This window comes from Hasllibacter sp. MH4015 (genome assembly GCF_020177575.1).
GTDB lineage: Bacteria > Pseudomonadota > Alphaproteobacteria > Rhodobacterales > Rhodobacteraceae > Gymnodinialimonas.
In genome coordinates this window covers 3,379,853-3,393,892 of the sequence record NZ_JAHTBK010000001.1, presented here as the reverse complement: position 1 = coordinate 3,393,892, position 14,040 = coordinate 3,379,853, and the positions used below count along the sequence as shown (strand labels likewise).

Below are 14,040 nucleotides of genomic sequence, written 5' to 3'. Positions count from 1 at the left end.
TCTCTCCAACTTGTCGGCGACCGCGCTGAATATTGCGTTAACCCCTACCTTGACAGCGGGAATCGTGGACAGTGATCCGCCCCCCGTGCCACCCTTGTGCGACATTTGATCGAAGTCTTTTTTTGGGGAGCTTTCATGCAACGGTTGCTTGCGCTGGTCATTGGACTTGGACTGCTTTCGCTACCTGCCGGCCCCGCCCTGGCACAGGACATCCTGCCGGAGCGTTACACCTCCATAATCCGTGACACTGACCTGCCGGGGAATGACCTGCGCCCCATCTTCGACACGACGCTTCCCGATTGCGAAGCGACCTGCCGCGCCGATCCGCAATGCAACGCTTTCACCTTCAACACCCGCAACGGCACCTGTTTCCCGAAAACCGCTGCGGGCGACGGCGAAAGCTACGACGGTGCCTTGTCGGGCATCTTGCAAGCCACCGACGCCAGCGCCCTTGCCCGTGCAGAAGATCGCCGCGCGGAGCTTGACGTGCTGAGCGCCAGCGACATCTCCGCGGCCTACGATCAGGCCCTGACCCTTGGCCTGACCCACTACGCGGGCCGTTTCAGCGCGGAAGAGTGGCGTATCTCCGCGGAACGCGCGGCAGACAACGACAACCCCCTTGGCGCAATGCGGATGATGGGGGCTGCCGTGACGCGGGGCGATCTGGCCGGGGATTGGACGACCTACGCAGATTATCTGCTCGCGCTCGACGGTGAGAATTCGTCCGAGCGTCGGCAATTCGAGATACGGGCCCTACAAGCCGCCACGAACGCCGCCCTGCGGGCAGATGCCGGGGAGGAACTCGCCCGCGCGCTCGATGTGCTGGCCACCGCGCTGGAACGGCGGGGACGGGGCGAAGACACGATCCCGGTACTTCGTCTTGCCATCGCCAATGCTCCGAGCGGCGCGCGCGCTTCTGCACTAGACCGGGTCCTCGGCCTTTACGGGTTTCGCGTGACCGATACCCGCGTCGACGTGGAGGCGGATTTCCCCCGGATCTGCGCCATCTTCTCCGAACCTCTGGCCGCGGGCGGCGTGATCTACGGCGATTTCGTGCAATCCACGATCCCCGGCGTCGCGGTGGAAGTCGAAGGTCGGCAGCTTTGCCTGTCTGGCATCCGCCACGGGGAGCGGTATGAGTTCACCCTTCGGGCCGGCCTGCCCGCAGCCTCGGGCGAGGTCCTCCATGCAGCCACGCCCCTGCGCCAATATGTACGCGACCGCGCGCCTTCGGTCCGCTTTGCCGGGCGCGCCTATATCCTGCCGGCCAGCGCCGGCGGAACGATCCCGCTGGTGGGTGTGAACACGGACGTTGTGGACCTGCGCCTGTTCCACGTCTCTGACCGCAACATTCTGCGCACCTTGCAGGAACAGTATTTCGGGCGGCCGCTTGCCGAATGGCAGGTGGACCGCTTCGCCGAAGAGGTCGGGGAAGCCGTCTGGACCGGTGAAGCCGACATCGCCATGGAGCAGAACCGGGGCGTCACCACGCGCCTTCCCATCGGTGAAGTGCTGGAGGGGCGCGCGCCGGGCCTCTATGCGCTAGAGGCTCGTGTGGGTGGCGCAGGCAACAGTGACGACGGGGCCACCCAATGGTTTCTTGTCAGCGATCTTGGCGTTACCGCCATGAGCGGATCTGACGGTGTTCATGTTCTCGTCCGGTCGCTAGCCGATACCAGTGCCTATGCGGGCGTTCGGGTCGACCTGATCTCAGAATCGAACCGCGTGCTGGAGACGTTGGAGACCGATGAGGACGGCTACGTGCATTTCCCCGCCGGTCTGTCCGCAGGCTCGGATGGCGCAGCGCCAGCGCTTCTGACGCTGCGCCACGGGTCGGATGATCTGGCGTTCCTGTCGCTGCGCGGGGCGGAGTTCGATCTTTCCGACCGGGGTGTCGAGGGGCGCGAACCGGCAGGGCCGATCGACGTGTTCCTGACCACCGATCGCGGCGCTTATCGCGTGGGTGAGACGATCCACGTCACCGCCCTTGCCCGCGATCCCGGCGCGCTTGCCATCGCAGACCTTCCGCTGACCGCGATCCTCACCCGCGCCGACGGGGTCGAATATACAAGGCAGGTGCTGAGCGATGTCGGGGCGGGCGGATACGTCCTCTCGCTAGAGCTAGGACAGGACGTCCCGCGCGGCACATGGCGCTTGGCGATCCATGCCGATCCGAACGCCGCACCTTTGGCCCAGAGTCGGCTTCTGGTGGAGGATTTTCTGCCTGAACGGCTCGACCTGGTGATCGACCTGCCGTCGGATACATTTGCGGAAGGCGCCAGCCCGATCACGGATTTCCACGCGCGCTACCTGTTCGGCGCACCGGCGTCCGACCTGTCGATCACCGGTCGGATGGCCCTGCGTCCGTCACGGTCGCTTCCCGACTTTCCCGGCTATGTCTTCGGACGCCATGACGCAACGCCCGAGGCCGCGTTCAGCAGCTTTCCCGCCATTACCACCGACAGCGAGGGTCGCGCGGCGGCAATTCTGGAATTCCCAGTGCTCGAAGGCCCCCCGCAGCCCGCGCAGATGACCGTGACCGCGCAGATTGCCGAGGGCTCCGGCCGCCCGGTTGAACGGGCGGAGACCGTTACGGTCCTGCCGTCCGCGCCGATGATCGGCATCCGGCCCCTGTTCGATGGCGTTCTGCCGGAAGCGTCCGACGCGGCGTTTGACCTGATCGCCACCGGCTCCGATGCGCTGCCGGTGCGCTGGACCTTCAACCGGGTCGAACGGCGCTACCAATGGTATCGCCAGGGCGGCAATTGGTCCTGGGATCCGGTGACGACCCGTGAACGGCTCGCCGAAGGGGAAATGACCCTGTCGAACGTGGCACAGCGGCTGAGCCTGCCCGTTGATTGGGGCAGCTACGAATTGCGGATCGAAAGCGCCGAGGGCGGCTTCACCATCAGCTCCGCCGGGTTCCGCGCCGGGTATTACGGCGCCGACGATGGAACGGACACGCCCGATGTCCTTGACGTGTCACTCGACTCAGAAATGTATGCACCGGGTGACACCGCGACGCTCCGTATCGTGCCGCGCCAGGGCGGCCTAGCCCTCGTCCAGGTCGTCTCCAACCGGTTGATCGACATGGAATTGGTGGAACTTGGCGATGATCCCGTGGAAATCTCCCTCCCCGTGACGGAGGAATGGGGGGCCGGGGCTTACGTCACGGCAAGCCTGATCCGCCCGTTGGAGAGTGTGTCCGGCCCGGTCCCGGCCCGCGCCCTCGGCCTTGTCCATGCCGATGTCGATCCGGGCGATCGCGCCCTTTCCGTCACGCTGCAGGCGCCGGAGGTTGCGCGACCGGATGGTCCTGTCGACGTCGCCCTTCGCGTCGATGGCGCTTTGCCGGGGGAGGTCGTTCACGCAACGATCTCAGCCGTCGATCTGGGTATTCTCAACCTCACGTCCTTCGCGTCCCCCGATCCGCAAGACTACTATTTCGGCCAGCGTCGTCTCGGGGTCGCGTTCCGCGATATCTACGGTCGCCTGATCGACAGCCGTGACGGGGCAGAAGGGCGCATTCGCCAAGGTGGCGACGCCGCCGCCGGTTTGCGCGCCAATGCCAATCCCCCGACGGAGGAGCTTGTGGCGCTGTTCTCCGGCCCGCTGACCGTCGGCGAAGACGGCTTTGCGCGCACCTCCTTCGACATTCCGGCCTTTAACGGCACAGTGCGGCTGATGGCCGTGGCGTGGTCCGCGACCGGGGTCGGGCAGGCGGAGGCTGACGTGATCGTCCGCGACCCGATCGTCATCACCGCATCCGCGCCTCGCTTTCTCGCCCCCGGCGATCAGGCGCGGATCTTGCTGGAGCTGACCCATAGCGAGGGCCCCACCGGCACCTTCCCGTTGAGCGTCAGCAGTTCCGCGATGATCGACCAATGGGGTGAGCTGCCCGAGAGCGTGACCCTGGCGGAGGGGGAAACGGTTCGCCTGAATCTGCCCTTCCTGACCGCGCCGGACCGCACCGGGACGCTCAGGGCCGCGTTCAGCCTCGCCATGCCCGATGGAACCGAATTGACTCGCGTGGTGACGCTGCCGGTTCAAGCGAATGATCCGCTGGTCGCGGAAACCACGCGCCCGACCTTGGAGCCCGGGCAAAGCTTCACCATGGACAACGCCATGTTGACGGGCTTCCACCCCGAAAGCGTCCGCGCGATCCTGTCTGCCGGGCCACTGGCGCGCTACGATGTGCCGGGGCTTTTGCAAACGCTCGATCGCTATCCGTATGGCTGCACAGAACAGATCACGAGCCGCGCTTTGCCGCTTCTCTACCTGTCCTCCGTGGCTGAAGTGCTGGAGCTTGGGACATCGGACGATCTGAATACGCGCATCGCCGACTCCATCGCTTCGATCCTGACCAACCAATCGGCCAATGGCAGCTTCGGCCTGTGGCGCGCCTCCTCCGGCGATCTTTGGCTGGATGCCTATGTGACCGATTTCCTCTCTCGGGCGCGCGCGGAAGGGCATGACGTCCCCGCGATCCCTTTCCAGAGCGCGCTGGATAACCTGGCCAACGCCGTTGCCTCCCATCCCGATTTCGAGGATGGCGGCGAAGGGCTTGCCTATGCGCTCATGGTTCTGGCCCGCGAAGGGCAGGCCAGCATGGGTGATCTGCGCTATTACGCCGATGTGAAGGCCACCTATTTCGCTACTCCGCTGGCCCTTGGACAATTGGGCGCGGCACTTGCGATGTACGGCGACCAGCCGCGTGCCGACGCGATGTTCCTGGCCGGGTTCAGCCGCCTGTCGCTGCCCGGCCTTGGCGAAGATACGCCGCGCTGGCGCGCCGATTATGGCAGCCGCAGGCGTGACGCGGCGGGCCTGGTGGCCCTTGCCGCCGCTGCCGGGTCCGACACGATCAACGTACACGCCAACGCCATCGATATCGTGCCGGCCGCCGAGGATGCATCTACCCAGGAGGCGGTCTGGGCGCTCCTTGCCGCCCATGCATTGATCGACAATCCGGCGGCCGTTGCGCTCACCTTCGATGGGGAGCCGTTCACCGGCCCCTTCATCGAAGTGATGGAGGGGCCGATCACGCAGCCCCGCATCCTGCGAAACACCGGCGACCGGAATGAGGTCGTGACGCTCACGCGCTTTGGCCGCCCCGACGGCGCGACGGAGGCATTCGGCAACGGCTACCAGATCCGCCGGATCTACTACACGCTGGAGGGCGATCCGGTCGATCCTACCGAGGTTATCCAGGGAACCCGCCTCGTCGTCGTGCTGGAAATTCGCCGCACCGGCGCGCCGGACGGGCGCTTGATGGTCAACGATCCGCTGCCCGCGGGATTCGAGATCGACAATCCGAACCTGCTGCAATCGGGCGATGTGGCGGCCCTGCAGGGCGTCGATTTCCCGGTCACGCCGCAAATGTCGGAATTTCGGGCCGAACGCTTCCTGTCGGCCATCAACATGCGGGGCGGTGCCAGCCTGGCCCGGCTTGCCTATATCGTGCGGGCCGTCACGCCCGGGGACTTCCACCACCCCGCCGCGTCGGTGGAGGATATGTATCGCCCCACCTTCCGCGCCCAAACCGCATCCGGCACCGTAGAAATCCGCGAATGACCCGACGCATCGCGGCCATTCTTACCCTTCTGCTCGTCACGTTTTGCGTGGGCGCGGCACTTTGGGTGGACGAGTGGATCGACCGGACGGAGCTTCCGCCGCTGACGCTGGAGACGGGGGTGGAGGTTCTGGACCGCGATGGTGATCTTCTTCGCGCCTACACGGTCGAAAACGGGCGTTGGCGTCTGCCGGTCAGCTACGATGCCGTCGACCCCGGTTTCATCGACATGCTGGTCGCGTTTGAAGATCGCCGGTTCTGGTCCCATCCGGGCGTCGATATCCGTGCCTTCGCCCGCGCCGCGTGGCAGCGGGTCGCCCATGGCCGCGTCGTATCGGGCGGATCGACCCTGACGATGCAGGTCGCACGGTTGCTGGAAGATTCGGGCACCGGAGCGTGGGGTGGAAAGCTGCGCCAGATCCGCCTTGCCCTAGCGCTAGAACGGCACTTGACCAAGGAAGAGATCCTGACGCTCTACCTTCACCTCGCGCCCTATGGCGGCAACATCGAAGGTGTGCGCGCCGCTACGCTCACTTGGTTCGGGACGGAACCGCACCGCCTGACCGCCGCACAATCCGCCCTGCTTGTGGCCTTGCCGCAGGCCCCGTCCTCTCGCCGCCCCGACCGCTTCCCCGAAGCCGCCGAAATTGCCCGCAACCGGGTTCTCAGCCGGGCGGTCCGCTACACCAATCTGACGGAGACGGAGATCGCCTGGGCGCGGGCGGAACCGATCCCGACAGAGCGGCGCGCCTTTCCCGCATTGGCCGCCCATTTGGCCGACCGCGCCATCACGGAACGGCCCACCCGCGGCACCCACCACCTGACGCTCGACGCCGACCTTCAAGCGCAGATGGAACGCCTTGCCGCGGGTGCCATCGCCGATCTTGGCCTACAGATGTCCGCCGCGATCATGGTGATGGACCATGAGACGGGCGCGCTCCTGGCCTCCGTCGGGTCGCCTGACTACACCGACCGGGGGCGCGAGGGCTTCGTGGACATGACGCAGGCCGTCCGTTCCCCCGGATCGGCTTTGAAACCCCTGATCTACGGTCTCGCCTTCGATGCGGGGCTTTTGCATCCCGAGACTCTGGTGGAGGATCGCCCGATCTCCATCGCGGGATATGCGCCGGAAAACTTCGATCAGCTGTTCCGGGGAGAGGTCACGGCATCCGAGGCGTTGCAATTGTCCCTCAACATCCCCGCCGTGACGCTGCTTTCGGAAATCGGACCGCACCAGATGCTTGCCGCCATGGGGCGCGCGGACATGCAATTCGATCTGCCCGTGGGCGAAGAACCCGGCCTCGCCATCGCCCTTGGGGGCATCGGCACCCGGATGGAAGATGTGATGCGCCTCTACGCCGGGATTGCGCGGGGTGGCGTTGCGGCACCCTACCATTGGCGCACGGGGGAGGCTCCGGAAGCCGGTCAGCGCATCTTGTCAGAGACGGCGGCGTGGTATCTGGGCGATGTGCTGGCCGATGTGATCCCACCACCCAACGCGCCGCGCGTGGGGCTCAGCTTCAAGACCGGGACAAGTTATGGGCACCGCGACGCCTGGGCGTTCGGGTTTGACGGGCGCTATGTCATCGGCATCTGGATGGGACGGGCGGATGGCGCCTCCGTGCCGGGGGCCTTCGGGTCTGACCTGTCGGCACCCCTCCTGTTCGAGGCATTTAGCCGGATCGGTGACCAACTGGTCCCACGCCCTGCGCCGCCACCCGGCGCGCTCACCCTTTCGAATGCCCAACTGCCGATAACATTGCGCCGGTTTGATCCGGCCGCGGACCTTGCCGATACCGGCGGGCCGGAAATCAGCTTCCCGCCCGAGGGCGCGGTGTTGGCGTGGCAACCCGGTCTGCCGATCATCGCACGGGTGGCCGATGGCACGCCGCCCTTCACATGGCTCTGGAACGGTGCGCCGCTTGCGGTGGGCTGGCACGATCGGGAGGTTCCGTTGGACGATATTGGCCTCGGCTTCGGAGAGCTGACAGTGATCGACGCCGATGGTCTCGCACAGCGTCGCGCGGTGGAAATCGCACCCTAAGGCGTGACCGGCCCCGCCGGTTCTCCGGCCTCCGCCTTATTCGATCCGCTCAATGGCCAGTGCAATGCCCTGACCGCCGCCGATGCACATCGTGATTAGTGCCTTGGAGCCTCCAATCCGCTCCAATTCGTAGAGCGCCTTCACCGTGATGATCGCCCCCGTCGCGCCGACCGGATGACCCAAGGCAATCGCCCCGCCATTTGGGTTCACCTTATCCGGGTCGAGGCCAAGGCCCTTATTCACCGCGATCGCCTGCGCCGCGAAGGCTTCGTTCGATTCGATCACATCAAAATCACTTACCGAAAGCCCCGTCTTCGACAGTAGATTTTCTACAGCGGGAACCGGACCAATGCCCATCACCTCAGGCCGTACACCGGCATGGGCGTAGCCGAGCACCCGTGCCCTGGGTTTGAGGCCCGCATTCTCCGCGGCCTCCGCGCGGGCGAGGACCAAGGCCGCGGCACCATCATTGATACCGCTGGCATTCCCCGCCGTAACGCGCCCGTCCTTCTGGAACACCGCGCGCAAACCGGCCAAAGCCTCCAGCGACGTCCCCTTGGGATGCTCGTCCACTTCGAACGGCACCATGTCCCGCTTCACGCGAACCTCCACCGGTACGATCTGATCAGCGAAGCGGCCCTCATCAATTGCCTTGGCCGCGCGCTCCTGCGATGCCATGGCGAAGGCATCCATCTGCTCCTGCGTCACATTATGCTCATCCGCGACATTCTCCGCCGTGACACCCATATGCCCGGTCCCGAACGGACAGTTCAGCGCGCCCAGCATCATGTCGAGTGTCTTCACATCCCCCATCTTCTGGCCGAACCGCGCCTGCGGGATCACGTAAGGCGACCGGCTCATGCTTTCGGCCCCGCCCGCCAGCCCGAACTCCGCATCGCCCAACGCCAGCGACTGGATGACAGAGACAATCGCCTGCGCGCCGGACCCGCAAAGGCGGTTCACGTTCATCGCTGGCACCGTGTCGGGCACGCCCGCCTGCATCGCGGCCACGCGGCTCAGGTACATGTCGCGTGGTTCCGTGTTGATGACATGGCCGAAGACCACATGGCCGATCTGGCCCCCGTCCACCCCGGCGCGGTCCAGCGCGGCCTTCGCTGCAATGCTCCCCAATTCGATGGGCGGCGTATTGGCCAGCGACCCGCCGAATGTGCCGATGGCCGTGCGTGCGCCCGACAGAATGACAATATCGTCCATGAAAAAACCCTCCGCGTGTCTGTTGCGGAGGGTTAGAGCGCAGAATCGGGGGCCACGCCAATAGGACGTGACGTCCCGCGTGTCAGGCAGCGTCGAATTGCAAGGGTTTCACCTGCTGGAACAGGCCCGTCGCCATCAGGTCCTCCAATGCTTTCGCCGGTGGCTGTTCATCCAGGTAAAGAAGCGCAATCGCCTCCCCATCCCGGGCGGAGCGGCCCAGGGTGAAGTTAGCAATGTTCACGCCGTTCTGGCCCATCGTTTGCCCAAGCGCGCCGATGATGCCGGGGACATCCTCGTTCGTTGTGTAGAGCATGTGGGACCCGATCTCCGCGTCGATATTGATGCCCTTGATCTGGATGAAGCGCGGTTTGCCGTCGGAAAACACCGTCCCGGCGATCGACCGTTCCCGCTTGTCGGTCTTCACCACAAGCCGGATATAGCCGTCGAACACGCCGGTTTTGTCCTGTGTCGTCTGCGACAGGTCGATCCCCCGCTCCTTGGCGATAACGGGCGCGGATACCATGTTCACGTCGGGGTTCGTCGCCTTCATCACACCGGCAATCGCGGCACAATCGAGCGCCTTGAGGTTCATGCCCGTGACGACGCCGTTATACACCACCTCGATGCTCTGGATCGGCTCATCGGTCAACTGACCCACGAAAGCCCCCAGATGCTCAGCCAGTTTCACCCAAGGCCCCATGATCGCGGCTTCCTCGGCGGTGACACTCGGCATGTTCAACGCGTTGGAAACCGCCCCCGTCAGCAAATAGTCCGACATTTGCTCGGCCACTTGCAGGGCCACGTTTTCCTGTGCCTCGGTCGTGGCCGCGCCCAGATGGGGCGTGACGACGACATTGGGCAAGTGAAACAACGGGTTCTCGGTGGCCGGTTCCTGCGCAAACACGTCGAATGCGGCCCCCGCCACATGGCCGGATTTCAGCAGGTCGGCCAAGGCTGCCTCGTCCACCAAGCCTCCGCGCGCGCAGTTCACGATGCGCACGCCTTTCTTGGTCTTGGCGAGATTCTCGGCGGACAGGATGTTTGCCGTCTTCTCGGTGAACGGCACATGCAACGTGATGAAGTCGGCGCGCTTCAAAAGCTCTTCCAACTCCACTTTTGTCACGCCGATCTCCGTCGCGCGTTCCTCTCCCAGGAACGGGTCGTAGGCGAGCACCTTCATCTTTAGACCCAAGGCACGCGCGATGACGATTGAGCCGATATTGCCGGCGCCGATCACGCCAAGGGTCTTCCCGGTCAATTCCACCCCCATGAATTTCGACTTCTCCCACTTACCGTCATGGGTGGAGACGCTGGCTGCCGGGATTTGGCGGGCGACGGCGAACATCATCGCGATGGCATGTTCGGCGGTGGTGATGGAGTTTCCGAAGGGCGTGTTCATCACGATGATACCCTTTTTCGATGCGGCGGGGATGTCGACGTTATCGACCCCGATGCCTGCCCGGCCCACGACCTTGAGGTTGGTCGCGGCGGCGATAATCTTTTCCGTCACCTTGGTGGCGGAGCGGATGGCGAGGCCGTCGTATTGGTCGATCACGGACAGAAGCTTGTCCTTATCCTTGCCGATGGTGGGGTCGAACGTGACGTCGATGCCGCGGTCGCGGAAAATCTGGACGGCGGTTTCGCTCAGCTTGTCTGAGACGAGGACTTTGGGGGCCATGTCAGGCACTCCTTCAAAGATTGGATCTGGGTTATTTGAGTTCAGGCAGCGGCGGCTTGCGCGTCGATTTCGACGTGAAACGCCCAGTCGAGCCACGGCAGCATCGCTTCGATGTCCGAGAGCTCGACCGTCGCACCACACCAGATGCGCAGACCCGGAGGGGCATCTCGATACGCCCCAACATCAAAGGCCGCATGTTCCTCCATCATCCGTTTCGCAACGCCCTTGGCGAAGGCCGCGCCGTCCTGGATTCGGGGATCGGTGAATTTCAGACAAACGGATGTATTCGACCGCGTCGCCGGATCGACAGCTAGGTTCTCGATCCAGTCCCGCGCCTCGCAAAAATCCCAGACAGCTTTTGCATTCGCATCCGCTCGCGCGTGCAACGCCGGCAAGCCACCAAGGCTTTCGGCCCATTCCAGCGCGAAGTGGTAATCCTCAACGCACAGCATGGACGGCGTGTTGATGGTTGCGCCTTCGAAGATCCCATCAATCAGCTTACCGCCCTTCGTTAGGCGAAAGATCTTTGGCAGCGGCCAGGCAGGCGCGCAGCTTTCCAACCGCTCAACCGCGCGCGGGCTTAGGATAATCATCCCGTGGGCACCTTCGCCCCCCATCACCTTCTGCCAGCTGAACGTGGTGACATCGAGTTTGCCCCACGGCAGGTCCTGCGCGAAGGCGGCACTCGTTGCATCGCAAATCGTCAGGCCTTCCCGGTCCGCCGGGATCACGTCGCCATTCGGCACCCGCACGCCCGAGGTTGTGCCGTTCCAGGTGAAGACGACATCCGTGTCCCAATCCACGGCGGCCAGATCAGGCAATTCGCCGTAATCGGCAGTGGTCACCGTCGCGTCCAACTTCAGCTGCTTGACCACATCCGTGACCCAGCCCGCGCCAAAGCTTTCCCAGGCGAGCATCGTGCAAGGTCGCGCGCCCAGCAGCGACCACATCGCCATCTCCATCGCACCCGTATCGGACGCCGGAACGATGCCAACCTTGTAGCCTTCCGGCACACCAAGCATTTGGCCGGTCGTGTCGATCACGGATTTCAGCAACCCTTTCCCGACGGCGGCGCGGTGCGAGCGTCCAACGGGGGCTTGGCGGAGGGCGTCCGGTGTCCAGGTGGGGGGTTTGGTGCAAGGGCCCGACGAAAAACGTGGATTCGCAGGCTTGCGATCCGGCCGCGTGGCCGGGTTGGTGGTAGTCATACTGGTATCCTCACAGATATGCGCCCCTCGTTGGGGAGGGGTGTCCCACGGATCGGGATAGGGGCGTGGACCCCGGCTCGCAAGACGGAATGCGCGTCCAAAGCGTCGGTTTCGGCCAAAAACCGCAGATCCGTGTTCCCGATCGGAAACACCCGAATTCACGGGCCGAAAGGAGCAAGCGCGCGGCGAAGGTCGCAGATCCGCCGATCTGTCTAGCCAGGTTTACATTTTTCTTGCGCCGTATGGCCGATATCCGCTATCGTTAAAGTTGTATTGGCCCTCGGGCGCACGATCATGAGGTCCCGGCCGTGAAAGACCAATCCCAATCCCTGACCTTCGATCTGACGGAATTTCTGCCTTTCCAGATGTCCGTCATCGCCTCGAACCTGTTCGGGCAAGTGATGGAAGACGCCGGGTTTCAGGTGCCGGAATGGCGCATCATGATGACCCTTCCGACGCATCAGCCCTGTTCCTCTCACGACTTGTGCATCCTGACCGCCATGGATGCCGCCCGGGTCAGCCGCGCCCAGCGCCGGCTTGAGGATCTGGACATGATTTCGGTCATCCGGGACAAATCGGATCGCCGTCGGCTTGTCGTGCGCCTATCCGAAAAGGGCATGGTGGAGGTCACGCGCCTGCGGTCAGCGGCCCACGCCGCCGAAAGCAAGATGCTGGACGCGCTGGGCCCCGAGGATCGGGCGCAACTCAAGACCGCGGTAAGCGGCCTTTACGAGCGCCTCTGACACTCAGCTCAAGACCAGGTCCATCAGAGCGCTATCGGGTTGTTCCAGCCCGTCGATAACGTTGAAATGATGCGCGTTGTCGATGCGAACGTCTCGCATCCTCGCACCCAATCCATGCCAGATATTCGCCAGCAACGCCGTCTGCCGGATGAATTCCGGACGTTCCCTCTCGCCCACAACGCAGGTGACGCGCGCGCCTTGGACGGGGCACAGCAGCGCAGGGCTTTCGGTGCAGGCGATGTCGCCGGTCAGGTGCAAGGTGTCGCGCATCGCGGTGCGCATCAATGGCCGTAGGTCGTGGAGGCCAGAGATGGAGGTCACGTGGGCGATGCGCGCATATATGTCGTTCGGCAGGACGCCCGCGCACAGCATCCGGGTAACCAGATGCCCGCCGGCGGAATGGCCGACCAACCGGATCGGCCCATTGACGCGCTTCGCCGCTTCGCAAACCATCCGCGCGACGTCCTGCGTGATGGCGGGCACGGACACCTCGGGTGCCAGCCGGTAGGTCACCATTGCCACGGCCTGCTTCCGTGTGAAGGCGCCACGGGCCAAGTGGGCGAAATCCCGACCGGAAAACGCCATCCAATATCCACCGTGAACGATAATCGTCAGACCCTGCGTTGGCGATTTGGGCCGATAGAGGTCAACGAAGGGGCGGGTGTTCGCGTCGCCGCAGATCTGCTCACTCTCCGTCGCGGAACGAAAGGCACTCGCGCGCCGGGACCAATCGGCGACGATGTCATCGGCCCCGTCGATATGCGCGCCATTGGCATAGGCATCGTCCCAATCCGTGATCACGTCTTTCGCCTCCTCATCTGCGCAATCTGCGGCAATTCCGTCCTTCCCCGCAATCGGTCTTGGGTGAGGGGTTTCTTGACCGCGTTCGCCTGCTACATCCCAGCCATGGCCAATACACTTCTTGATATGCGTGACATCCGCAAATCCTACCCATCCGATGACGGACCGCAGCACGTACTGAACGGCGTCTCTCTCCACCTAGACGCAGGTGAGACCCTGGCCCTTACCGGGGAGAGTGGGTCGGGCAAGTCGACGCTCCTGCACCTGGCCGGCGGATTGGATCAGCCCGACAGCGGGGAAATCCTGCTGGGCGGTCGCGACATCAGCGATATGGATGACGCCGCGCGCGCGGCGGTTCGGCGGCACTCCGTCGGATTGGTATTCCAACAGTTCAATCTTGTCCCGTCGCTTACAGTCGGGGCCAACATCGCGCTTCAGGCGCGGCTTGCAGATCGCCATGATCCGGCGTTCTGCGATGCGCTTTCCGGGCGGCTTGGCTTGTCCGATTTGCTGCACCGCTATCCGGAGCAATTGTCCGGTGGGCAACAGCAGCGCGTGGCCATCGCCCGCGCCCTCGCCCCGCGCCCGGCCCTCATTCTGGCCGATGAGCCGACCGGTAATCTGGATGAAGCGACGGGCGACAGCGTGCTCACCTTGCTGCTCGATCTGGTTCGGGAAACTGACGCCGGCCTTCTGATGGTGACCCATTCGCCGCGTCTGGCCAATCGCCTGTCTCGGCGGATGCACCTGACCCTCGGCGCGTTGAGCGTGGCCTGATT

Annotated in this window: 8 protein-coding genes; 4 read left to right on the top strand and 4 right to left on the bottom strand. The window is 64.3% G+C overall.

The annotated features are described in order from the left end of the window. The first annotated feature begins 135 nt into the window (after window positions 1-135). Together KUW62_RS17285 and pbpC are read left to right on the top strand one after the other, a co-directional pair. A complete protein-coding gene (locus KUW62_RS17285; protein ID WP_224816703.1) occupies window positions 136-5,574 on the top strand; it encodes an alpha-2-macroglobulin family protein in 5,439 nt (1,812 codons plus the stop codon). Next, window positions 5,571-7,616, top strand: coding sequence for a penicillin-binding protein 1C (pbpC, locus tag KUW62_RS17280; protein ID WP_224816702.1), 2,046 nt, complete (start codon window positions 5,571-5,573; stop codon window positions 7,614-7,616). The genes KUW62_RS17285 and pbpC overlap by 4 nt, the downstream gene beginning before the upstream one ends. 36 nt (window positions 7,617-7,652) lie before the next feature. On the opposite strand, the gene KUW62_RS17275 is transcribed toward pbpC, so the two are convergent. The 3 genes from KUW62_RS17275 to KUW62_RS17265 all read right to left on the bottom strand — a co-directional run bounded on the left by KUW62_RS17275 (window position 7,653) and on the right by KUW62_RS17265 (window position 11,717). Next, the gene (locus tag KUW62_RS17275) at window positions 7,653-8,831 is read right to left on the bottom strand and encodes an acetyl-CoA C-acyltransferase family protein (protein WP_224816701.1); all 1,179 of its coding nucleotides are present in this window, start codon (window positions 8,829-8,831) and stop codon (window positions 7,653-7,655) included. Between the two features lie 82 nt (window positions 8,832-8,913). Then, window positions 8,914-10,509, bottom strand: a complete 1,596-nt coding sequence (gene serA, locus KUW62_RS17270; RefSeq protein WP_224816700.1) for a phosphoglycerate dehydrogenase — start codon at window positions 10,507-10,509, stop codon at window positions 8,914-8,916. A gap of 41 nt (window positions 10,510-10,550) precedes the next feature. Continuing rightward, window positions 10,551-11,717, bottom strand: a complete 1,167-nt coding sequence (locus KUW62_RS17265) for a phosphoserine transaminase (protein ID WP_224816699.1) — start codon at window positions 11,715-11,717, stop codon at window positions 10,551-10,553. A gap of 308 nt (window positions 11,718-12,025) precedes the next feature. Between KUW62_RS17265 and KUW62_RS17260 the strand changes: the two genes are divergently transcribed. Then, entirely contained in the window at window positions 12,026-12,460 is a 435-nt protein-coding gene (locus tag KUW62_RS17260; protein ID WP_224816698.1) for a MarR family transcriptional regulator, read from the top strand. 3 nt (window positions 12,461-12,463) lie between these two features. On the opposite strand, the gene KUW62_RS17255 is transcribed toward KUW62_RS17260, so the two are convergent. After that, window positions 12,464-13,261 (bottom strand): alpha/beta hydrolase, encoded by a 798-nt coding sequence (locus KUW62_RS17255; RefSeq protein WP_224816697.1) that lies wholly within the window; start codon window positions 13,259-13,261, stop codon window positions 12,464-12,466. 105 nt (window positions 13,262-13,366) lie between these two features. On the opposite strand from KUW62_RS17255, the gene KUW62_RS17250 reads away from it, so the two are divergent. Beyond that, window positions 13,367-14,038 (top strand): ABC transporter ATP-binding protein, encoded by a 672-nt coding sequence (locus tag KUW62_RS17250; RefSeq protein ID WP_224816696.1) that lies wholly within the window; start codon window positions 13,367-13,369, stop codon window positions 14,036-14,038. Window positions 14,039-14,040: the final 2 nt, after the last annotated feature.

Excerpts from the sequence above, each read along its gene's own strand:
- KUW62_RS17285 (WP_224816703.1), top strand. The coding sequence starts at position 136 with ATGCAACGGTTGCTTGCGCTGGTCATTGGACTTGGACTGCTTTCGCTA.
- pbpC (WP_224816702.1), top strand. The coding sequence starts at position 5,571 with ATGACCCGACGCATCGCGGCCATTCTTACCCTTCTGCTCGTCACGTTT.
- KUW62_RS17275 (WP_224816701.1), bottom strand. The coding sequence starts at position 8,831 with ATGGACGATATTGTCATTCTGTCGGGCGCACGCACGGCCATCGGCACA.
- serA (WP_224816700.1), bottom strand. The coding sequence starts at position 10,509 with ATGGCCCCCAAAGTCCTCGTCTCAGACAAGCTGAGCGAAACCGCCGTC.
- KUW62_RS17265 (WP_224816699.1), bottom strand. The coding sequence starts at position 11,717 with ATGACTACCACCAACCCGGCCACGCGGCCGGATCGCAAGCCTGCGAAT.
- KUW62_RS17250 (WP_224816696.1), top strand. The coding sequence starts at position 13,367 with ATGGCCAATACACTTCTTGATATGCGTGACATCCGCAAATCCTACCCA.